Annotated in this window: 16 protein-coding genes; 12 read left to right on the top strand and 4 right to left on the bottom strand. The window is 66.6% G+C overall.

Annotated features, from left to right (window positions below; all coding sequences use genetic code 11):
* The first annotated feature begins 62 nt into the window (after positions 1-62).
* From LCM4577_RS02495 to LCM4577_RS02440, 12 genes are all read left to right on the top strand, one after another.
* Positions 63-986: a 3-keto-5-aminohexanoate cleavage protein gene (locus LCM4577_RS02495; protein WP_040979910.1), complete on the top strand. Its 924-nt coding sequence runs from the start codon at positions 63-65 to the stop codon at positions 984-986.
* Positions 987-1,002: 16 nt separating this feature from the next.
* Positions 1,003-1,626, top strand: a complete 624-nt coding sequence (locus LCM4577_RS02490) for an HD domain-containing protein (protein ID WP_041007543.1) — start codon at positions 1,003-1,005, stop codon at positions 1,624-1,626.
* A gap of 2 nt (positions 1,627-1,628) precedes the next feature.
* Positions 1,629-2,768, top strand: coding sequence for a carnitine 3-dehydrogenase (locus tag LCM4577_RS02485; RefSeq protein WP_052467846.1), 1,140 nt, complete (start codon positions 1,629-1,631; stop codon positions 2,766-2,768).
* Between the two features lie 3 nt (positions 2,769-2,771).
* On the top strand, positions 2,772-3,935 hold the full coding sequence (locus LCM4577_RS02480; RefSeq protein ID WP_071069429.1) for an acyl-CoA dehydrogenase family protein: 1,164 nt from the start codon (positions 2,772-2,774) through the stop codon (positions 3,933-3,935).
* 64 nt (positions 3,936-3,999) lie between these two features.
* Positions 4,000-6,078 carry an acetate--CoA ligase family protein gene (locus LCM4577_RS02475; RefSeq protein WP_071069865.1) on the top strand — a complete coding sequence of 693 codons (2,079 nt, stop codon included), beginning with the start codon at positions 4,000-4,002 and terminating at the stop codon, positions 6,076-6,078.
* On the top strand, positions 6,071-6,853 hold the full coding sequence (locus LCM4577_RS02470; RefSeq protein WP_071069426.1) for a carnitinyl-CoA dehydratase: 783 nt from the start codon (positions 6,071-6,073) through the stop codon (positions 6,851-6,853). Before LCM4577_RS02475 ends, LCM4577_RS02470 begins: the two co-directional genes overlap by 8 nt.
* 217 nt (positions 6,854-7,070) lie before the next feature.
* The gene (locus LCM4577_RS02465) at positions 7,071-8,012 is read left to right on the top strand and encodes an alpha/beta hydrolase (RefSeq protein ID WP_071069424.1); all 942 of its coding nucleotides are present in this window, start codon (positions 7,071-7,073) and stop codon (positions 8,010-8,012) included.
* Between the two features lie 364 nt (positions 8,013-8,376).
* Positions 8,377-10,371 carry a hypothetical protein gene (locus LCM4577_RS02460; protein WP_116389958.1) on the top strand — a complete coding sequence of 665 codons (1,995 nt, stop codon included), beginning with the start codon at positions 8,377-8,379 and terminating at the stop codon, positions 10,369-10,371.
* Complete coding sequence (locus tag LCM4577_RS02455; protein ID WP_071069422.1) at positions 10,368-14,213, top strand: hypothetical protein; 3,846 nt, start codon at positions 10,368-10,370, stop codon at positions 14,211-14,213. The genes LCM4577_RS02460 and LCM4577_RS02455 overlap by 4 nt, the downstream gene beginning before the upstream one ends.
* A gap of 192 nt (positions 14,214-14,405) precedes the next feature.
* Complete coding sequence (gene rpe / locus LCM4577_RS02450; RefSeq protein ID WP_071069420.1) at positions 14,406-15,083, top strand: ribulose-phosphate 3-epimerase; 678 nt, start codon at positions 14,406-14,408, stop codon at positions 15,081-15,083.
* A 260-nt stretch (positions 15,084-15,343) separates the two neighbouring features.
* Positions 15,344-16,081, top strand: coding sequence for a GntR family transcriptional regulator (locus LCM4577_RS02445; protein ID WP_071069418.1), 738 nt, complete (start codon positions 15,344-15,346; stop codon positions 16,079-16,081).
* Between the two features lie 92 nt (positions 16,082-16,173).
* On the top strand, positions 16,174-17,697 hold the full coding sequence (locus LCM4577_RS02440; protein ID WP_071036596.1) for a malonyl-CoA synthase: 1,524 nt from the start codon (positions 16,174-16,176) through the stop codon (positions 17,695-17,697).
* A 268-nt stretch (positions 17,698-17,965) separates the two neighbouring features.
* Here LCM4577_RS02440 and nagA read toward each other — a convergent pair whose 3' ends face one another.
* The 4 genes from nagA to LCM4577_RS02420 are packed head-to-tail and all read right to left on the bottom strand — an operon-like array spanning position 17,966 to position 21,858.
* Complete coding sequence (gene nagA / locus LCM4577_RS02435; protein WP_071069416.1) at positions 17,966-19,126, bottom strand: N-acetylglucosamine-6-phosphate deacetylase; 1,161 nt, start codon at positions 19,124-19,126, stop codon at positions 17,966-17,968.
* Positions 19,123-20,157, bottom strand: a complete 1,035-nt coding sequence (locus tag LCM4577_RS02430; protein ID WP_040979932.1) for an SIS domain-containing protein — start codon at positions 20,155-20,157, stop codon at positions 19,123-19,125. The genes nagA and LCM4577_RS02430 overlap by 4 nt, the downstream gene beginning before the upstream one ends.
* Positions 20,154-20,933, bottom strand: coding sequence for a GntR family transcriptional regulator (locus tag LCM4577_RS02425; protein ID WP_040979934.1), 780 nt, complete (start codon positions 20,931-20,933; stop codon positions 20,154-20,156). The genes LCM4577_RS02430 and LCM4577_RS02425 overlap by 4 nt, the downstream gene beginning before the upstream one ends.
* Positions 20,934-20,976: 43 nt before the next feature.
* The gene (locus LCM4577_RS02420; protein WP_040979935.1) at positions 20,977-21,858 is read right to left on the bottom strand and encodes an N-acetylglucosamine kinase; all 882 of its coding nucleotides are present in this window, start codon (positions 21,856-21,858) and stop codon (positions 20,977-20,979) included.
* Positions 21,859-22,014 lie beyond the last annotated feature (156 nt).

Raw genomic sequence — 22,014 nt, 5'->3', positions numbered from 1 at the left:
CAAAGCCGGTTTCCGGCTTTTTGGTCGACGTCAATGGCTGATTGAATTTGGGAGGAAAGACGATGCCGCTTGCGATGAACCGCGAGGTCTTCATTACCTGTGCCGTGACCGGCTCCGGCGGAACGCAGGACCGCAGCCCGCATGTGCCGCGCTCGCCCAAGCAGATCGCCGATTCGGCGATCGACGCCGCCAAGGCGGGCGCCGCGATCGTCCACTGCCATGTGCGCGACCCCGAGACCGGCAAGCCCAGGCGCGATGTGCATCTCTACCGCGAAGTGACCGAGCGCATCCGCGAGGCGAACGTGGACGTGGTGCTGAATCTGACCGCCGGCATGGGCGGCGACATGGTGTTCGGCTCGCCCGAGGCGCCGCTGCCGCTCAACGAGAAAGGCACCGACATGGGCGGCGCCACCAACCGCATGGAACATGTGCGCCAGTGCCTGCCGGAGATCTGCACGCTGGACTGCGGCACGATGAACTTCGCCGAGGCAGACTATGTGATGACGAACACGCCCGGCATGCTGCGCGCCATGGGCGGCATGATGACGGCGCTGGGCGTGAAGCCGGAGATCGAGGCCTTCGACACCGGACATCTGTGGTTCGCCAAGCAGCTGGTCGAGGAGAAGGTCCTCAACCCGGATGCGCTGGTGCAGCTCTGCATGGGCGTGCCGTGGGGCGCGCCGGACGACCTCAACACCTTCATGGCGATGGTCAACAACGTGCCCTCGACCTGGAACTGGTCGGCCTTCTCGATCGGCCGCAACCAGATGGCCTATGCCGCGGCTGCGGTGCTTGCCGGCGGCAATGTCCGCGTCGGCCTGGAAGACAATCTGTGGCTCGACAAGGGCGTGCTGGCGACCAACGCCCAGCTGGTCGAGCGCGCGGCCAGCATCGTCACCAATCTCGGCGCCCGTATCCTCGGGCCGGAGGAAGTGCGCAAGAAGCTCAACCTGACCAAGCGGGCGCCGATCGCAGCCGCGGCGTAAGACGGGAGAGCACACCATGGCTACCGTCAAATTCACCGCGATGAAGGATGGCGATAGGGAAGACTACGAATTCCTGACCGCCCATGAGATCGACTATGCCGCCAGGACCGGCGACCGGCTGCTCGACGCGCTCGTGCAGCTGGATGAAGGGCTCTCCGGCTACAAGATCACCCGGCTTGGCCATTCGCTGCAGGCGGCGACACGCGCCTGGAAGGACGGCGCAGACACCGACTGGATCGTCTCGGCGCTGCTGCACGACATCGGCGACATCTACGCGCCCTACAATCACGACGAATATGCTGCGACGATCCTGAAGCCCTTCGTGCGCGAGCAATGCACCTGGGTGGTGGAGAAGCACGGCGATTTCCAGCGCCTCTATTACGCGCATCACCTGGGCGGCAACCGGCATGCCCGCGACCGCTTCGCCGGCCACCTCTACTTCGACGATTGCGACCAGTTCTGCGAGCGCTGGGACCAGTCGAGCTTCGATCCCGACTACGAAACGCTGCCGGTCGGGTTCTTCCGGCCCTTCGTGCTCGAAGTCTTCGCCCGCAAGGCCTACGACCCGGCGGTGATCCGCGCCGGCGAGCGCGTGGCCCTCACCAACCCCGATATAGCCAAGACGAGAACCGGAGCCTGACCATGAGCATCATCAACAAGGCGGCCGCCATCGGCGGCGGCGTCATCGGCGCCGGCTGGGTGGCGCGGCTGCTCTTGAACGGCATCGACGTGTCGATCTTCGATCCGGATCCCGAAGCGTCGCGCAAGGTGGGCGAGGTGATGAAGGGCGCGCGCCGCGCCTACAAGCAGATGCTGCCCGGCGGCCTGCCCAAGGAAGGCAAGCTCACTTTCGCCAAGACCATCGCCGAAGCGGTGGCCGATGCCGATTTCATCCAGGAAAGCGTGCCGGAGCGGCTCGACCTCAAGCACAAGGTGCTGGCCGAGATCGACGCGCATGCGCCGGCCAACGCCATCGTCGGCTCCTCGACCTCCGGCATCAAGCCGACCGACATGCAGGTGGCGATGAAGAAACATCCGGAGCGGCTGGTGGTCGGCCATCCGTTCAATCCGGTCTATCTCTTGCCGCTGGTCGAGATCGTCGGCGGCGAGCAGACTTTCCCGGAGGCGATCGAGGTCGCCAAGGAGCTCTACGCCTCGATCGGCATGAAGCCGGTGGTGGTGCGCAAGGAGATCGAGGCCTTTGTCGGCGACCGCCTGCTCGAGGCCGCCTGGCGCGAGGCGCTGTGGCTGGTCAAGGACGGCATCTGCACCGTCGAGGAACTCGACGACATCATGCGCTACTCCTTCGGCCTGCGCTGGGCGCAGATGGGCATGTTCCAGGTCTACCGCGTCGCCGGCGGCGAGGCCGGCATGCGCCACTTCATGGCGCAGTTCGGGCCGTGCCTGAAATGGCCGTGGACCAAGCTGATGGACGTGCCGGAATTCAACGACGAGCTGGTCGACCTGATCGCCACGCAGTCGGACGAACAGGCGCACGGACTGTCGATCCGCGAGTTGGAGAAGATCCGCGACGACAATCTGGTCGCGATCATGGAAGCGCTGTCGAGGCAGAACAAGGGCAAGGGCTGGGGCGCCGGCGCGCTGCACAAGGACTATACCAGGCAGCTCGCCAAGCTGGCGGCGAAGAAGACCCCGGCCAAGCCCACTGCAAAGACCAAGGCGGCAAAGCCGGCGAAGAAGGCAGCCAAGCCGGCAAAGGCTGAAAAGCCGACAAAAGCCGGGAAGGCCGACAAGGCGAAGAAGAGCAAGAAGAAGGGCTGATCCATGCATTTCGGTCTTTCGGAAGAACAGAAGCTCATCGTCGAGACGACGCGCGCCTTCGTCGAGAACGAGCTTTATCCGCATGAGCGCGAGGTGGAGCGCACCGGCGAGCTGCGCCGCGAGCTGATCGACGAGCTGAAGGCCAAGGCGATCGAGGCCGGGCTTTATGCGGCCAACATGCCGGCCGATGTCGGCGGCGCCGGCCTCGATACGGTGAGCTGGCTGCTCTACGAGAAGGAGCTTGGCCGCGCCAATTACGCGCTGCACTGGACCTGCGTCGCACGCCCATCCAACATCCTGCTCGCCGGCACGCCGGAGCAGCGCGAGAAATACCTCTTCCCCTGCATCCGCGGCGAGAAGTGGGACTGCCTGGCGATGACCGAGCCGGGCGCCGGCTCCGACCTGCGCGGCATGAAGGCGACCGCCGTGCAGGACGGCTCGGACTGGGTGCTCAACGGCACCAAGCATTTTATCTCGCACGCCGATCTCGCGGACTTCGCCATCGTCTTCATGGCCTCAGGTGAGGAAGAGACGCCGCGTGGAAAACGCAAGAAGATCACCGCCTTCTTCGTCGACAAGGGCACCAAGGGTTTCACGGTACGTGACGGCTACCGCAACGTCTCGCATCGCGGCTACACCAACTCGATCCTCGAATTCGACGATTGCCGGCTGCCGGCGAGCCAAGTGCTGGGCGAAGTGCATAAGGGTTTCGACGTCGCCAATTCCTGGCTCGGCGCCACGCGTCTCCAGGTCGGCGCCACCTGCCTCGGCCGCGCCGAGCGCGCGCTGTCGCACGCCATCGAATACGCCGCGCAGCGCCAGCAGTTCGGCCAGCAGATCGGCAAGTTCCAGGGCGTTTCGTTCAAGCTCGCCGACATGGCGACGGAACTGAAGGCCGCCGACCTGATGGTGTTCGAGGCCGGCTGGAAATACGATCAGGGCACCGTCACCGACCAGGACATGGCCATGGCCAAGCTCAAGGCCACCGAGATGCTGGCCTTCGTCGCCGACGAAGCCATCCAGATCCATGGCGGCATGGGGCTGATGGACGACCTGCCGCTGGAGCGCATCTGGCGTGACGCCCGCGTCGAGCGCATCTGGGAAGGCACCTCGGAGATTCAGCGACATATTATTTCGCGGGCGCTGCTGCGTCCGTTCGGAGCTTAGAGCATGATGCGCCAAAGCCGGGATACGGCTTTGGGGAAGATCGCGCTCAAACGAAAAGATGACCATGCATAAACTCGAACGTCTCCTGCGCCCGAAATCGATCGCCGTGTTCGGCGGGGCGCAGGCCGCCGCCGTTGTGGCGCAATCGATCAAGATGGGCTTTGCCGGCGATATCTGGCCGGTGCATCCGACCAAGGACGAGGTCGCCGGCCGCAAGGCCTACCGCTCCGTCGCCGACCTGCCCGGCGCGCCGGACGCCGCCTTTGTCGGCGTCAACCGGCATCTCACCATCGAGGTGATCAAGGCGCTGGCCGAGCGCGGCGCCGGCGGCGCCGTCTGCTTCGCGGCAGGCTTCCTCGAGACCGAGGCCTATGACGAGGACGGCCAGCGGCTGCAGGCGGAGCTCGTCGCCGCCGCCGGCCAGATGCCGATCATCGGGCCGAACTGCTACGGCCTGATCAACTATGCCGACGGCGCGTTGCTGTGGCCCGACCAGCATGGCGGCATCCGCCTGGCCGAAGGCGGCAAGGGTGTGGCCATCATCACCCAGTCGTCCAACATCGCCATCAACATGACGATGCAGAAGCGCGGCCTGCCGATCGCCTTCCTGATGACGGCCGGCAACCAGGCGCAGACGGGGCTCTCCGAAATGGCGCTCGGCCTGATCGAGGACGAGCGCGTCACCTCGCTCGGCCTGCATATCGAGGCGTTCGACTCCGTAGCCGGCTTCGAGAGACTGGCGGCGCGGGCGCGCGAGCTGAAGAAGCCGATCATCGCCATGAAGGTCGGGCGCTCGGAGCAAGCAAGGCAGGCGACGGTGTCGCACACCGCCTCGCTCGCCGGCTCAGATGCCGCCTCCGGCGCGTTCCTGAAGCGGCTCGGCATCGCGCGCGTCGATTCCATTCCCGCCTTCATCGAGGCGTTGAAGCTCTTGCACATCACCGGGCCGTTGCCCGGCTACAAGCTGTCCTCGATGAGCTGCTCGGGCGGCGAAGCCTCCGTCATGGCCGACAGCGCCGAGGGGCGCTGGGTGCATTTCCCGGCGCTGACGGCCGAGCATCGCGCGCATGTGAAATCGACGCTCGGGCCGCTGGTCGCGGTCGCCAATCCGCTCGACTACCACACCTTCATCTGGAACAACGAGCCGGCGATGACGGCGACCTTCACCGCCATGGTGTCGGGCGGCTTCGACCTCAACATGCTGGTGCTCGACTTCCCGCGTCCCGACCGCTGCTCGGATGTCGACTGGTGGACGACACTGCGCGCCTTCGAGTCGGCGCTGAAGACCAACAAGGCGCAAGGCGCGATCGTCTCCTCGCTGCCGGAGAACCTGCCGGAGGAGTACACCGCCGGCCTGATGGCGCGCGGCATGGTGCCGTTGTTCGGCATTTCGGAGGCCATGGACGCCGCCCAGGCCGCCGCCTTCATCGGCTGGGCTTGGCGCGAGCCGCAGGCGCAGCCGGTCGACACGACGGCGGCAGGCGCGTCCGAAGCCACGCGCGTCACGCCGGACGAGGCTGAAGCCAAGGAAAGGCTGATCAAGGCCGGCCTGCCGGTGCCGAAGGGCGAGCGCGCCTCGAATGCGGTCGAGGCGGTGATCTCGTCGATGACGCTTGGCTTTCCGGTGGCGCTGAAGGCGCTGGGCGTCACGCACAAGTCGGAAGTCGGCGCCGTCAGGCTGAACCTCAAGGATGCCGAATCCGTCAGCGCCGCCGCGCATGACCTTCTGCCGCTCGGCACGGGACTTTATGCCGAGCGCATGGTGCGCGACGGCGTCGCCGAGCTGATCGTCGGCTTCACCCGCGATCCGATGTTCGGCGTGGTGATGACGCTCGGCACCGGCGGCGTGCTGGTGGAGCTGCTGCGCGACAGCGTGACGCTCATGCTGCCTGCGACGCGCGACGACATCGAGGCGGCACTGCGTGGACTCAAGCTCTATCCTCTCCTCGAAGGCTATCGCGGCCGGCCGAAGGCCGACGTCAACGCCGCCATCGACGCCATCGCCGGTATCGCCGACTTCGTGCAGAAGAACGAAGGCGAGATCGAGGAACTCGACATCAACCCGCTGATCGTCTGCGCCGAAGGCAAGGGCGCCTGGATCGCGGACGCCCTGCTGGTGCTTGGAGAGAAGAAGAATGGCTGACGTCATCACCACCCGCCGCGAAGGCGCGATCCTCGAAGTCACGCTCGACCGGCCGAAGGCCAATGCCATCGACCTCAAGACATCGCGGCTGATGGGCGAGACCTTCAAGGCGTTCCGCGACGATCCGGACCTGCGCGTCGCCATCGTCAAGACGGCCGGGGACAAGTTCTTCAGCGCCGGCTGGGACCTGAAGGCGGCCGCCGCCGGCGACGCGGTCGACGGCGACTATGGCGTCGGCGGCTTTGCCGGGCTGCAGGAGCTGCGCGACCTCAACAAGCCGGTGATCGCCTGCGTCAACGGCATGGCGGTCGGCGGCGGCTTCGAGCTGGCGCTGTCTTGCGACTTGATCTACGCCTCGGACCATTCCTCCTTCGCGCTGCCCGAAATCCGTGCCGGCACGCTGGCCGACGCGGCGACCATCAAGCTGCCGAAGCGTATCCCCTACCACATCGCCATGGACCTCCTGTTCACCGGCCGCTGGATGGACGTTGCCGAAGCGCATCGCTGGGGCCTGGTCAACGAGGTGCTGCCCAAGGAGAAGCTCGAGGAGCGCGTCTGGGAGATCGCGAGGCTTTTGGCCAGCGGCCCGCCATTGGTCTTCGCCTCGATCAAGGAGACGGCGCGGGTTGCCGAGGCGCTGACCTTCCAGGACGCCATGAACAAGGTGACGCGCCGGCAACTGCCGACGGTCGACAAGCTCTACGGGTCGGAAGACAATATGGAAGGGTTCCGGGCGTTCGCGGAAAAGCGCGATCCGGTGTGGAAAGGACGATAGTCTCGCGGACGATGGCGTTCCTTCACACCCCCCTCTGGCCTGCCGGCCATCTCCCCCGCAAGGGGGGAGATCAGATGTCGCGAAGGCTTTCGCCAATCTTCGACGTTCCAAGAAAGGCGCCGAGTCCGACGCTGCCAATCTCCCCCCTTGCGGGGGAGATGTCCGGCAGGACAGAGGGGGGTGCCTGGGCTCGGCCTTCGGAATCGGTCCAACCGCTATGACCGACTACAAAACCCTCATCGACGCCGAGACCTGGGCCTTCATCGAGAAGACCAACTCCTACTACCCGCCGGATACGATCGACTACACGATTGAACAGCAGCGTGCGATCTACGACCGGATGTGCCGCGAGTTCTTCGCCGGCTATCCGCAAGGCGTGACGGCGGAGACGACTGTCGTTGCCGCACCGACCAACAGCATCCCGGTCCGCATCTACCGCAACGCGGCGCCGAACAAGACCGCGATGGTGCTCTATATCCATGGCGGCGGCTTCATCCTTGGCGGTCTGGACAGCCATGACGACGTCTGCGCCGAGCTTTGCGCCCGCACTGGCTTCGAGGTGGTCTCGCTCGATTATCGGCTGGCGCCGGAGCATCTGCACCCGGCGGCCTTCGATGACGCCATGGACGCCTTCGAATGGGCCGCCAAGACCTATGACCGCCCCGTGCTGCTTTGCGGCGACAGCGCTGGCGGCAATCTCTGCGCCGCAGTCGCTCACGCCACGCGCGGCCATGCCAAGAAGCCGGCCGGCCAGGTGCTGATCTATCCCGGCCTCGGCGGCGACCACTCGAAGGGCTCTTACGTTACGCATGCCGAGGCGCCGATGCTGACGGTGCGCGACCTCGACTTCTACAAGCATGTCCGCACCGGCGGCGTCGACATGACCGGCGACATCACGCTCTACCCGCTCGCCGATGCCGATTTCGCCAATTTGCCGCCGACGGTGCTGATCACCGCGCAATGCGACCCGCTGTCCTCCGACGGCGAGGCCTATCGCGACCGCGTCGTCGCGGCCGGCGGACGCGCCACCTGGTTCGAGGAGCCGGGGCTGGTGCATGGTTATCTCAGGGCCCGGCACATGGTCGGCCGGGCTCGGACGAGCTTCAGCCGCATCGTCGAGGCGGTTTCGGCGCTTGGGCGCGGCGACTGGCTCTGGTGATCGCCTCGTACGGCCGACTTTTCTGCCGCCTCGCATCCGCCGCATTGAACCTTTCCGCTCTGATCCGCGACTGACGGTCTGGCGCCGCAATGATGCGGCACGGAGGAAGGCCTCAATGATCAGAACTCCAGAGATTCCGAGGGTTCAAGGAACGACGTGCGCCCGGCACAACCATCGCCCGCGCGATGGCGTCGATGCGCTGGGCTTCCGGCTGATTCCGTTGACCCCTCCCCGGCGCAGGCGTATCGTCGCTCGGACAAAGGCGGACAATTCAGCTGGGGAAGAACGTGCCGCGACGCCGCCCCTTGCCCCGGTTGGCGCGGTCGAGGCGGACGCTCCTTCCAGCGGCTTCGGGGGGAGTTCAATGTCTGGCGTTCGCGGCTCGTTCCTGCGTTCCCGTGGCGGCCGTTTGCGCCGCGCAATCGCGACAAGCAGCGGAATTCTCGGCCTGGCGCTGTCCGCCGGCCTGTGGCTCGGCGGCGTGGCGAAGGCACAGGAAACCCAGATCATCTATCCCGGCTCGATGGCGGTCACAGGCTTTCCGGGCACCACCATTCCCGATTTCGACTCTCCCGATTCCGAAAAGGGGGGATTGCCGCCCGGCGTCGACCCCATCGACGAGACCTTCATCGACACGTCTCGCGCATCCCTGCGCGTCTTCAACGTTTCCAATCTCAGCGGGCCGGCCTCCGGCCAACTGGTCAACACGCCGCCGCCCTTCGAGGTGACCGCCGGCCAGATCGGCGAGGTGTTCGGCCTCGCCTATGACGATGGCATGCGCGACGGGGTGCCTTCGGGCGTTCCCAATCTCTACGCGGCCGCGACCTCGCTGCACGGCATCGAGATCGTCACGCCGGACGCCGACAATGACGGCAGGCCGGAACGGCAGCGCCGCGGCGCCGCGGGCGCGGTCTTCATGGACGGCCAGTTCGGCACCGAGAATGGCGGCGGTCCAGGCACGATCTGGAAGATCGACGGCATTACGGGCGCGGTCTCCAAATTCGCCGACATCGACACCAACAGCGGGCCGGGCATCGGCAACCTCGCCTTCGATGCTACCCATCGCGAGTTCTTCGCTTCGGATCTCGACACGGGGCTCATTCACCGCATCGATATCGAGGGCCATCTGATCGACAGCTTCGACCATGGCGTCGCCGGACGCCCGGCGCATGGGCTAGAGCCCGTCGCCGACGACGGCGCCGCGATGGACATCCAGGCTGCCGCTTTCGATAGCGAAGCCCCCGAGACCTGGGGCTATACGCAGGATGCGCGCCGCGTCTGGGCTGTCGCCTATCATGGCGGCCGGCTCTACTATTCCGTCGGCGAGAAGGCCGAAATCTGGTCGGTCGGCATTGCGAGCGACGGAAGCTTTGCCGGCGATCCGCGCTGGGAACTGACGGTCAAGGCGGACCAGGACTATGCCGTCACCGACATCGCCTTCGACAATAAGGGCTTCGTGTATCTCGCCCAGCGCGGCCCGGTCGAGAACCGCTACGATTACAGCCGCTTCGCCTCCTCCGGCAAAGGCGAGTTGATCCGTTACTGGCGCGAGGACCCTGACGATCCGGCAACGGAATCGGGCTGGGTCAAGGTTCCAGAGGAATATGCGATCGGCTTCCCGCAAGGCAACCGCCAGTCGGCCGGCGGCGTCGACCTGCAATATGGCTATGACGCCGAGGGCAATCTCGACACGTCCGTCTGCACCGACACTGTCGTCAACACCGGCGACAAGCTGCGCGACAATCCCGAGCTCGCCGAGCGGCTCGCCGCCGGCGGACCGCTTGCCGTGCATGGCGTGCAGCTGACGCCGAGCGCGCTGGTCAAGCCGGCCAACGTGCCGCCTTTCGGCTCCTGGTTCGTCGATTTCGACGGCTATTTCGAAGACCCGGACGTCCAGGGCCATGTCGGCGACGTCAGGGTCTGGCGCCCCTGCGAGGGCCGCGCCGGCTATTACGAGGAAATCCCCGGCGGCTATCTGCCTCCGTTCTATCCGCCCGACTTCCCGCCGCCCGGCAACCTGCCGCCCTGCGTGGACGTCGAGGACGTGCATTACTATTGCACGCCGCGCGGTCTGCGGGCCGAACTCACTCTCCATGACCATGCCGGCTTCGGCGGCGATTCGATCAAGGCGCAGTCCAGGACGTCCGGCGTCGGGGTGACCACCCCCATGTCGCATGTCCCGGGCAAGCCCTACACGGTCGACATCACCGGCCACAATCCCGGCGACACCGTCAATGTTGGCCTCTGCTTCTACCGCAAGTCCGACCAGGACAAGGGTGGCTACTACCCTTGCTGCAAGATGACGCTGCCGCTCAGAACGCCAGCCGTCGACTGCGAAGCGCCGAGGAGGGAAAGATGAGCGATCTCGCCCATTCCCGCCCCGCCTCGCGCAAAACCGTCATGGAGACGATCATGAAACCACTGTCATATGCCAGGCGCGGCGCGCGCTGGCTGATGGCGGCCGGTATCGCGGTCGCCATGATGCCGGCCTTGCCGGCGCTCGCCCAGGACCAGGCTCCGGCCGCGACCGACCAGGCCGCCAATCCAGCGTCACGCGGCATCAATGCGGAACTTGCGCGGATCGTGCCGTTCTTCACCAAGAAAGGCGGCCAGAGAAGCTGCGATTCCGTCGAGTATGTCCTGAGCTTCGRCATCCATGGCGACCCGCAGGACTTCGACCGGCCAAGCGTGGCTGCCTTGCTCAAGGCGACAAGGCTCGATTTCAGGGACCAGCTGCCGCACGGCCTGCAGATCGTCAGCGTCGATGTCGCCGGCGACGGCACCAGCGCCTCGGGCGGACCGCTGCCCACTGCTTCGATCGGCACGTCGGCCGGCCCGAACGACACGGCGAGCGTCTCCAACTTTCGCATCAGCGCTGCCAACCTCGACGGCGTCRGCGCCGCGAACGAACGCGTCATCACCTTCCGCATCACCGCCAAGATAGACCACGCGACCTTTCCCGTGCCGACGACGGTCGACAACCAGGGTGAGATCAAGGTCTCGCTGCGGGGCGGGCCGGCAACGACGATCCCCTCGCAGGATCCGGACAAGCCAGACGACGGCGATTTCCTCACCGGGGTGAAAACCTCGATCGGGATCGACCCGACCAAATGCAACCCGCCGCCTCCGCCTCCAAGCAAGGAATGCTTCAAGGTCGAGCGCGGCACGGTCGATTGCGTGCCCGGCGGCGGCGCCTTCATCTACCATATGCCGGTCGGCCCGGAGATGGGTGGCAAATGGGTGCAAGTGTCGACCACCACCACCGGCATCAGCATCGTTCCCGACACGCAGAAGGTGCCGGTCGGCGGCGGCGTGCTGAACTGGAAGATCATCGGCGCCTCGCCCGGCGAGACCATCCACCTCATCGTCACCGGCATCGAGACCTATGCCGGACCGAAGGAGGGCTGGGGACTCTGCTGCACGCAGGTGATCGACATCGTCATCCCGCGCGATTTGAGATGCCCGCCGAAGGACAAGGAGCCGGACCTCAAGGTCGAGAAGCATGCCGACGTGCCGCGTTGCACGATGGCCGGCGGCTGCGACTTCACCATTACCGTCACCAATGTCGGCGACGCGCCCTATAACGGCAAGATCGTGCTCGACGAAGTCACGTTGCCGGCCGGCTCCGTGCTGACCTCCGGGCCGAACGCGCCCTGGGTCTGCGTGCCCGGCACGACGCCGATGACCTGCACCTATCCGGCGACGACGCTCAACCCCGGCGCCTCCGTCGACCTCAAGCTCGGCTTCAAGCCGGCGGGCGGCTGGCAGGGCCGCGTGCTGCGCAACTGCGCCGCCTATGATTACGACGCCAGCGGCAAGCCGCTGTTCGGCAGCCAGCAGAACGACCGCGGCTGCGCCTCGATTGCGATCTGCCGGCGTGGCGATCGCGATCCGCAATGCAATCCGCCTGTCGAGAAGAAGGTCGACCTGATCCTGAAGAAGCGGGCCCGCAGCCCGGTCTGCACGCCGGACGGCGTCTGCTCTTTCGTGATCGACATCATCAACAACGGCACCAGCACCTATAACGGGCCGCTGACGGTGATCGACAACTACCCCGGCGGCGCGCCGGCCTCGTCGACCTTCGGGCCGAGCCCGCCATGGGCTTGCGGACCGAACGGGCCTGGACAGTTCCGCTGCGACAATGCCGGCATCGCGCTGCCTCCGGGCGCCTCGACGGCGATCGTGGTCAAGGCGGTGATGCCGGCAAACTACCGGCCGGACACGGTGGAGAACTGCGCCGAGGTGAAAGGCATTCCCGGCGAGGTCGACCTTGCCAACAACAAGGCCTGCGCCACCGAGCGCATCCGCCATCCGCATGGCGGCCAGCCCGGCATGCGCATCACCAAGACCTGCGACGGCTCGCTGGCCGGTGCCGCGGCTGTTTCCTGCCGCATCAGCATCACCAATGCCGGCACCGCCGCCCCCACCGGTCCGGTGCGGGTGAGCGATGCCGCGACCCTGGTGTCGGGCGGCGCGCCGGTGCAAATCCAGACCGTCACCCCTGACGGTGCGGACTGGGCTTGCGGACCGGTGCCCGCCGACACGCTGTCGTGCCAGATTCCCGGCGCCGCGATGACGCCAGGAACCTCCAGGCACTTCGACGTGACGGTAAGCGGCAATGGCGCGTTCGAGAACTGCGCGCGCGGCTCCTTCGGGCCGGCGCCGGGTGATGATATCGTCTATCCGATCGGCCAGGCCTGCGCGAAAGGCGGCGGGGCCTCGACCATCCGCGTCGAGAAGACCGGCGATGCCGAGTGCCAGCCGGGAGAACCCTGCTCGTTCGAGATCACCATCACGAACGATGGGCCGAACCCCTTCTCCGGTCCGGTCCGCATCGGCGATGCGATCGGCGTGGAAGGTCTCGGGCGGCTGGAAGGCGTTCGGATCACCTCGATCGACCCGCCCTTCGGCTGCTCGCCGGAGCCGACGACGCTGCCTCTGTCCTGCATCGCCAACCTGACGCTGGGCGCCGGCGAAAGCCACAGCCACCACGTCACCGTGATCCTTCCCGAGGATGCGCGCCTTGCCGATCTGCAGGGCACGGTCGACGGCCAGAACTGTGTCGGCGTGCTTCCCCCGAACACGCCGGTGCAAGGCGGCGGCGACGTGCTGTCGCGCGACCTGGCCACCGTCCAGGGCGATCGCGGCAAGGCCTATGCGTGCCATCCCTTCACCATCAGCCGAAAGGTCAAGGACCAGTGCTTGTATGGAATGGTGCTAAGCTCGGCCGGCCGCTGTGTCTGTCCGGAAGGCACCACCTTCCGTGACGGCCAATGTTCGGGTGGCGGAGGCACCAAGCTCGTGCCGCTGCCGGTGCCGCCGCGCTGCGTCCTGCTGCAGGGCCAGATCCGGACGGCGGACGGACGTTGCGTCTGCCCGCGCGGCACGGAGCTGCAAAACGGCAAGTGCGTCAAGGGCGAAGAGCCGCAGGAGCCGCAATGCACGCTGCGTCCCGGCCAGTACCSCGACCAGGACGGCAATTGCGTCTGCCGCCGCGGCGAGCTGGTGAACGGCGTGTGCCAGGTCGTCCCGCCGAGGTGCACGATCCGTGGCGCGGTGCCGACAGCCAACGGCTRCACCTGCCCGGACGGCACGCATTTCGACCGCGCGGCCAAGGCCTGCGCGCCAGACCAGCAGCCGCCCGCCCAGTGCCGTATCCGCGGCCAGTCCCGCAATGCCGACGGCGATTGCGTCTGCCCGAGCCGCACGGAGGTGCGCGGTGGCGCCTGCCGGCCGATCGTGTCGAAGCAGTGCCCGGTCCGCGGCCAGGTGCGCGACGCCAACGGCAATTGCGCCTGCCCGGACGGCCTGGAGGTGCAGGGCAAGGCCTGCAGGCCGCCAAAGCCGAAGCAGGAGCAGTGCACCATCCGCGGCCAGGTCCATAACAAGCGGGGCGACTGCGTCTGCCCGCGCGGGACCGAGGTTCGCAACGGCGCCTGCCGCAAGCCGCAAGTGGAATGCGCGCCGGGCGCGGAGTTCATCGACGGACAGTGCCAGCCGGTCTTCACCCGGCGGCGCTGCCCCGTCGGCACGACCGGCCGGTTCCCGGACTGCACGCCGATGCGCAGGCGGCCGGGCGTCGAGATCAACCCCGGCATCCTGCTCAACCCGAACGTGCTGCAGCAACTGGTGCCGCAGCGCCAGCCGCGACGGGTGCTGCAGGATCCGGCGGGCGCCAACATCCAGAACTTCAAGCCGTAATCCTGTGGCTGAAGACCCAGACCCGCCGGAGCGATCCGGCGGGTTTTCTTTTCCACATCGAAGGCAGCCCGGTGAGCAGGCAGGCCAATCGGCCTGCCGAAAACATGCTTCCCCTCGGCTGGATCATGGTCTAGGCAATCGCCCTGACAGGCGCGCGGCCGCGCGCCCAGGACTGCACGGAGAATTTGCGCCATGAGCAAGAAGACCCTGATCGCGCCATCGGTGCTGGCGTCGGATTTCTCCAAGCTGGGCGATGAGGTCGAGGCTGTCGCGGCGGCCGGTGCCGACTGGATCCATCTCGACGTGATGGACGGCCATTTCGTGCCCAACATCACCTTCGGCCCGCCGGTGATCAAGGCGATCCGCAACCGCACCAAGGCCTTCTTCGACTGCCATCTGATGATAGCTCCGGCCGATCCTTACCTGGCGGCCTTCGCCGAAGCCGGCTGCGACGGCATGACGGTGCACGCCGAGGCGGGCCCGCACCTCGACCGCTCGTTGCAGACCATCAAGAGCCTCGGCAAGAAGGCCGGCGTCTCGCTCAATCCGGCAACGCCGGAAACGGCGATCGAATATGTGCTCGACCGGCTCGACCTGATCCTGATCATGACGGTCAATCCGGGTTTCGGCGGGCAGGGCTTCATCCCGGCGATCGTCGACAAGGTGAAGCGGGTGAAGGCGCTGATCGGCAACCGGCCAATCCATATCGAGATCGATGGCGGCGTCTCGGCCGAAACGGCGCCGCTAGTGACCGCGGCCGGCGCCAATGTGCTGGTGGCGGGCGCCGCCGTCTTCAAGGGCGGCAACGTCGAAGCCTATAGGGCAAATATCGAAGCAATTCGCACTGCTGCCGACAGCACCGCCAGTTGAACGTGTAGCCGTCCGATCTCTCGCGTAAGTTGCACGACCTCGATAGAGATTGAACGACTGTTCAATATGTGAAGCAGTGTAGAAATATCAGCTTTTTGTCGAGATTCTACTTTGCCCGATAAATAAACAGCCCATCTTGTCTTAAAGTCGAATATCGCAATCTTCCGCTTGAGGCGCCACTGCCCGGCTGTATGATACATGTACGGGAATTGCTTCGCCGAGGGGCCCTGGCACAACAGGGGCAAGCGACAGGAGTTCGATTGACAAACGGAAACACCGAGCCGGGCGAAAGCAAGGGCGGCAAAAGCACGCTTGCGAGCTCGGTCTACCAGCAACTGCGCGACGACCTGCTGCGCGGCGCTCTGGAGTCCGAAACGAAGCTGCGTGTGGAATGGGTCGTTTCGCGCTATGGCGCCGGCGCCTCGCCCGTGCGCGAGGCGCTCAACCGCCTGGCCGCCGAGGGCCTGCTCGGCCGTCACGATCAGCGCGGCTTCTTCCTGATGCCGGTCAGTGCCGCGGAACTGGAGGAATTGACGCGCACGCGCTGCTGGCTGGAGGAGCGGGCGCTGCGCGAATCCATCGCTCACCGCACCGCCGAATGGGAAGAGCAGCTGGTGCTGGCGCTGCATCGCCTTGCGCGCGCCGAGCGCCGCCTGCCGGATGACCCAGCCACCAACAATCCGGAGTGGGAAAAGCTGCACCGCGCCTTTCATCGCGCGCTGATCGCGGCATGCCGGTCGCACTGGCTGATCGGCTTCTGCGACCAGCTTTCCGACCAGGCCTCGCGCTACCGCTTGATCTCGCAAAGCGCGCCGGGGACGGGGCGTGACGATCTCGGCGAGCACCGCATCATCGCCGAGCGCACGCTGGACGGTGACGCCGACGGCGCGGTCGAGGCGCTTCTCAACCATTACCGCCTCACCGCGGCGATGTGCATGGAACGCTTCGCCCAGGGCTATGACCCGAGGGCCGGCAAGTCCAAACGCGGCCGCAGATAGCGGACGCAAAAGCGGTGCGCAGTTTTGCTGAAATCTGATATGCGCTCGGCCGAGCACGGCGCTGTGCCGCCGGTGCGCCCTGAGGACGTTTCATGATCAATCATCTCTTCAGCGCTTTCCGTTCCCGCATGCCGGCACCCGGCAAGCTGCTGATGGAGACGGATGACGGTCGTTCGATCACTTATGGCGACATGCTGGCAAAGTCGGCGCAACTGGCGCATGCGTTGGCGCAGGCGGGCGTCGAGCCCGGCGACCGCGTCGCGGTCCAGGTCGAGAAGAGCCCCGAGGCGGCGCTGCTCTATCTCGCCTCGTTGCGCGCCGGCGCGGTCTTCCTGCCGCTCAACACCGCTTACACGCTGCCCGAGCTCGATTATTTCTTCCGCGACGCCGAGCCTAAGCTGATCGTGTGCGATCCGGACCGTCTTTCCGGCGTCGAACCGCTTGCCGCGGCGGTCGGCGCGACGGTGCTGACGCTCGGCCGCGACGGGCAGGGAACGCTGGCCGTCCAGGCTTCGCGGCAAGCGACGGAGTTCAGCGATGTCGCGCGCGGGTCGGACGATCTTGCCGCGATCCTCTACACCTCCGGCACCACCGGCCGTTCCAAGGGCGCGATGCTCAGCCACGAGAACCTTGCGTCCAATGCCCGCGTGCTGGTGGAGCACTGGCGCTTCGGCGCCGACGACGTGCTGATCCACGCGCTGCCGATCTTCCACACGCACGGCCTGTTCGTCGCCACCAACGTCATCCTGATGGCCGGCGCGAAAATGTTCTTCGAGCAGAAATTCGATCCGGCGCGCATCCTGTCGCTGATGCCGCGCGCGACGGCCTTGATGGGCGTGCCGACCTTCTATGTGCGGCTGCTGCAGCAGGAGGGGCTGAACCAGGATGTGGCCAAGGGCATGCGCGTGTTCATCTCCGGCTCCGCGCCGCTGCTCGCCGAGACGCACAAGGCCTGGCGCGAGCGCACCGGCCACGCCATCCTCGAGCGCTACGGCATGACCGAGACCAACATGAACACGTCCAACCCCTATGACGGCGAGCGGCGCGCCGGCACGGTCGGCTTTCCCCTGCCCGGCGTTTCGCTGCGCATCACCGATCCCGAGACGGCCAAGCCGTTGGCCCAAGGCGAGATCGGCATGATCGAAGTGAAGGGACCGAACGTCTTTGCCGGCTATTGGCGCATGCCCGAGAAGACCAAAGCCGAATTCCGCGGCGACGGCTTCTTCATCACCGGCGACCTCGGCCTGATCGACGCCGACGGCTATGTCCACATCGTCGGGCGCGGCAAGGACCTCATCATCTCGGGCGGCTACAATGTCTATCCGAAGGAGATCGAGAGCGAGATCGACGCGCTTGACGGTGTCGCCGAAAGCGCGGTGATCGGCGTCGCCCATCCCGACTTCGGCGAAGGCGTCACCGCGGTCGTGGTGCGCAAGCCGGGATCGGCGATCAGCGCCGCCGACATTGCCGCGGCAATCGCCGAACGGCTGGCGAAATACAAGCATCCGAAGCAGGTGATCTTCATCGACGAGCTGCCGCGCAACACGATGGGCAAGGTGCAGAAGAACGTGCTGCGCGAGACGTACAAGGATATGTACGCCGGCAAAGCCGGCTGACRCTGGATGGCATTCGGAGAAGAAGGCGATGCAAGGGTGAGATCCGTCGTGATCCTTCGCACCCCCCTCTGGCCTGCCGGCCATCTCCCCCGCAAGGGGGGAGATTGGCAGCTTCCGCGCCTCGCTCAATTCTGCGACGTTGGTGATTGGCGAAAGCCGCGGTGACGTCCGATCTCCCCCCTTGCGGGGGAGATGTCCGGYAGGACAGAGGGGGGTGCTGTCCCGCCAGCGTCTCAAAGCTTCTCCACCGCTGCAGCACCGGGAAATCTCAGCCGGCAAAAACCTTCTCACCGCCGATCCAGACGTTCCTGACATCCAGCCCCTCCGACAGCCCAACAATGTCGGCGGCCGTGCCGTTGGCGAAGCGGCCGAGCCGGTGCGCCTGGCCGATCGCCTCGGCCGGATAAAGCGAGGCCATGCGGAGCGCCTCGTCGAGCTCCAGGCCGACGACGCGGTGGACGTAGCGAATGGCGGAAATCATGTCGAGATCGGCGCCGGCCAGCGTGCCGTCGGCGAGCCTGAGACTCCCGTCCTTGCGGTAGATGGTGCGGCCGTTCAGCGTGAAGGACGTCATGTCCGTGCCGATTGTCGCCATGGCGTCGGTGACGAGCACGATCTTGCCTGGCCCCTGCTTGCCGCGCAGCGCGAGGGTCATCGTCGCCGGATGGACATGGATGCCGTCGGCGATGATCCCGGCATACAGACCGCCGGCGTCGATCGCCGCGCCCGCCAGGCCCGGCTCGCGGTTGCCGATCTGGCTCATGGCGTTGAAGAGATGCGTGACCACCGTGGCGCCGGCCCCGGCGAAGGCGCTCGCCGTCGCGTAATCGGTGTCGCTGTGGCCGAGGCTGACGACGACGCCGGCTTTGGCCAGCGCGGTGACGCGACCCGGCTGCACGGATTCCGGCGCGATCGTGGTGAGCAGCACGGGAAGCTCCCGACGCGCGGCGATCAGCGCCGCCTGGTCGGCGTCGGTCATCGGGCGGATCAGCGCCGGGTCATGCGCGCCCTTGCGGGCTATGGAGAGATGCGGACCTTCCAGATGCAGGCCGAGGAAGCCCGGCACCTTTTCCCGCGCAGCCTCGGCGCCGGCGGCAACGGCCGCGGCAGTGATCGCCGGCGTGTCGGTGATCAGCGTCACCAGCAGCGCCGTGGTGCCGAAGGGCGCATGCGCCCGGCAGATGGTCTCGATCGAGGCGACATCGGGATGGTCGTTGAGCATGACACCGCCGCCGCCATTGACCTGGATGTCGACGAAACCCGGCACAAGCAGCCCGCCGCCGGTCTCGACCGCCGGAACGCCGGACGGAATGGCGCCTGCGGGCAGGATCGCCTCGATCACGTCGCCCTTGACGACGAGGGCGGCATCGTCGTGCCAGTCGGCGCCGTCGAAGATGCGGGCGCCGGTGAGTGCGAAACGGTCGCTCATACGGTTTCCGTCACCTTGCGCAGGTTGCGCGGCGTATCGGGGTCAAGGCCGCGATGGCGCGCGAAGGCCTCGACGAAGCCGTAGAAGGACACGATCAGCGGCAGCGGATCGGTCAGCGGATGGCCGGTTGCGACATGCGGAAGAAGCCTCGCGGCCTTAGCCTTGTCGGAGGTGATGAAGGCGGCGGCGCCCTTGGCCGTCAGACCATCAGCCGCCTCGGCGACCGAGGGTTCCGACGCATCACGCGCGGCGAGCGCCAGCACCGGGAAACCCGGTCCGACCAGCGCCAGCGGGCCATGCATGACCTCGGCGGCACTGTAGGCCTCGGCATGCATGGCACAGGTTTCCTTGAACTTCAGCGCCGCCTCGCTGGCGATGGCGAAGGACGGGCCGCGGCCGAGGATGAACAGCGATTGCGGGTTCTCCAAAGCGCCGGCGAGCGCCATCCAGTCGCAGGCGATCGCCTTCTCGAAATGGCCGGGAAGGCCGGCGAGCGCCTTGAGCAGTGCCTGGTCGTCGGTGGCATGCGCCATCAGCGCAAGGCCGGCGACGGCCGAATTGACGAAGGTCTTTGTGGCCGCGACGGAGCGTTCCGGCCCGGCGAGGATATCGATGGCGTAATCGGAAGCCCGCGCGAGTGGCGAGTCGGCCGTGTTGGTGATGGCCACGGTGAGCGCGCCGCCGGCCCTTGCCGTTTCGGCCATGGCGACGATGTCGGGGCTCTTGCCCGACTGCGAGACCGCCAGGCAGGCGGAGCCGCGGAGTCTCAGCTTCGCGCCGTAGATGGACGCGATCGACGGCCCGACGGAAGCGACCGCCAGACCCGCTGTCAGCTCGACGGCGTATTTCATGAAGGTCGCGGCATGGTCGGACGATCCGCGCGCCACGGTGACGACGAATTGCGGGTCGCGCTCGCGCAGGCCGCGCCCTGCCTCGGCCAAGGCCGAGGCCGAGCCGTCGAGAAGGCGGGCGGCGGCTTCCGGGATCTCGTCGATCTCGCGCCGCATATGGGTGGTGGTGTTGGCGCTCATGGCCGGATCTCCTCTCCCGGCCCGGTCAGCCGGAGTTCCGCGACGAAATCATAGGCGTCGCCCCTGTAGACCGAGCGGGTGAACTCGATCACCTTGCCGCTCGCCAGATAGGAAATGCGTTCGATCTGCAGTCCGGCAACCCCCGGCGGCACTTCCAGCAGGCGCGCATCGGCATCGCCGAGGTTGGTGGCCGAGATGCGCTGCACGGCGCGCACCGGGCGATTGCCGGTCGTGCCCAGCGCCGCATAGAGCGAGGAGCCGATCGCTTCGGGATCGGGCAGGACGCTGGCCGACAGCGCCGCGCGCTCGATCGCCAGCGGCGTGTCGTTGGCGATACGCAGGCGCGCGACGCGCGCCACCAGTTCGGTCGAGGAAAGGCCAAGCACCATCATTTCGTCCGGCGACGGCGCATAGAGGCCGCGGTCGAGCCAGACGGAGCGCACGTTCATGCCGCGGCGCGCCATGTCCTCGGTGAAGGAGGTGAGCCGCGACAGGGACTGCTCGACGCGCTCCATGCGCGGCGCAACGAAGGTGCCCGAGCCGTGACGCTGGACGAGGATGCCGCCCTTGACCAGGTCCTGCACCGCCTTGCGCACGGTGACGCGCGAGATATCGGCCTTGCTGGCGATGTCGCGCTCGGAGGGCAGCGCGTCGCCGGGGCCGATCAGGCCGCGATTGACCGCTTCCTCGATGCTGCGCCTGAGCTGCAGGTAAAGCGGCGCGCCGCTCTGCGACGACTCTCTCAGCATGGCGAAGATCTGGTCGGCGGCGCTCATCGCGACGCCTCCGGCAGCATGGCGAAGATCTGGTCGGCGACGCTCATCGCGACGCCTCCGAACCGCTGGCGAAGAGGCGCACGGCCATCTGCACGGCGCCGCCCAGCGCGTCGTCGAGTGGAGGTTTCAGCAGCGCCTGATAACGCGCCGACAGGCGCGGCGCGTAAAGCGGCGCCAGGCCGCCGAGCAGGCAAAGCGGAGCGTCGTCGGCAAGATCGAGCGCGCCGAGCGAGGCCTCGACATCGGCCACAGCCTTGTCCAGGATGAAGTTGGCGACAAGATCGCCCTTTTCGGCATGCTCGAAGACTTTTGGCGCGAAGCCGCCGAAATCGCCCGGCTTGGCGTTGGTGGTGAATTCGACCACGTCTTCGGGATTGTTGCGGAAGACGGCGAGCATGGCGTCGGTCAAGGGCGAGCCCGGACGGATGCCGTCATAGGCGAGCAGCGTCTGTTCCAGCAGGTCGCGGCCGATGCGGGCGCCGCTGCCCTGGTCGCCGACCTGGAAACCCCAGCCGCCGATGGCGCGCGATTTTCCACCCTTACGCGCCATATAGGCGGTGCCGGTGCCGAGAATGGCCATGGCGCCGTCACCGGAGCCGACCGCGCCCTCGAGCGCGATCTCGGCGTCGGTTTCGACGCGACTCCGGCTGAAGGGCAGGATCGCCTCGAGTTGCTGCCGGTAGGTGCCGACATTGGCGCCGGCGAGGCCGAGGATGGCAGGCGTCTGCGGGATCAGCTCCGGATCATGGCCGGCGGCAAGGAAAGCCTGCCTGGCCGCCTCGACGATGTTGGCGCGGGCGCCCGTGAGGTCGGTGCGGATGTTGGCGGCGCCGCTCTTGGCGCGGCCGACGACCGAGCCGTCGACGGTCGCAAGGGCCGCCCTGCAGCTGGTGCCGCCGCCATCGATGCCAAGCACGAATTTCACGCGATTTTCTCCTCGGCCCGGATAATACCAATAAAATACCAATAGCCAAGGGTTAATTTCAGCTCAAAAAAGATTAAGCCGTATTTTATTGAAAACCAACGGTAATTTGCCGGCAAGCTAGGTCCGTAGCCCAAAATTCGTTAATGCGTGTGGACA

The organism is Mesorhizobium sp. LCM 4577 (assembly GCF_001854795.2).
Lineage (GTDB): Bacteria > Pseudomonadota > Alphaproteobacteria > Rhizobiales > Rhizobiaceae > Mesorhizobium > Mesorhizobium plurifarium.
Note: the sequence above shows the minus strand (reverse complement) of the source record. Positions and strands in the feature narration are given on the sequence as shown.